At 40.9% G+C, this 235-nt stretch carries 1 protein-coding gene; it reads left to right on the forward strand.

Features of this window, described 5'->3' with window-relative positions; translation table 11 throughout:
* On the forward strand, positions 1–235 hold a 235-nt coding region (locus OXQ85_RS20590; RefSeq protein ID WP_267407021.1), incomplete at both ends, for a contractile injection system protein, VgrG/Pvc8 family.

Raw genomic sequence — 235 nt, forward strand, 5'->3', positions numbered from 1 at the left:
TGCTGATGGAAAGTGGAAAAAAATGCCGCAGCTTTGAAGGAAAATCGCTGGAGCAGATCATCAAGGAAATCGTTTCGGAATATCCCGATGAAGCCCATATTTTGGTGCATCATCCCAATACGGAGTATTCGCTTCCATACACGGTTCAGTACAAAGAGTCAGATTATCAGTTTATTAAAAGGCTCGCAACGAGGTTTGGTGAATATTTTTATTACAACGGTCAGCAGCTTTTATT

Source organism: Chryseobacterium sp. GM_Chr_2 (assembly GCF_026540445.1).
In the GTDB taxonomy this organism is placed as follows: Bacteria; Bacteroidota; Bacteroidia; order Flavobacteriales; family Weeksellaceae; genus Chryseobacterium.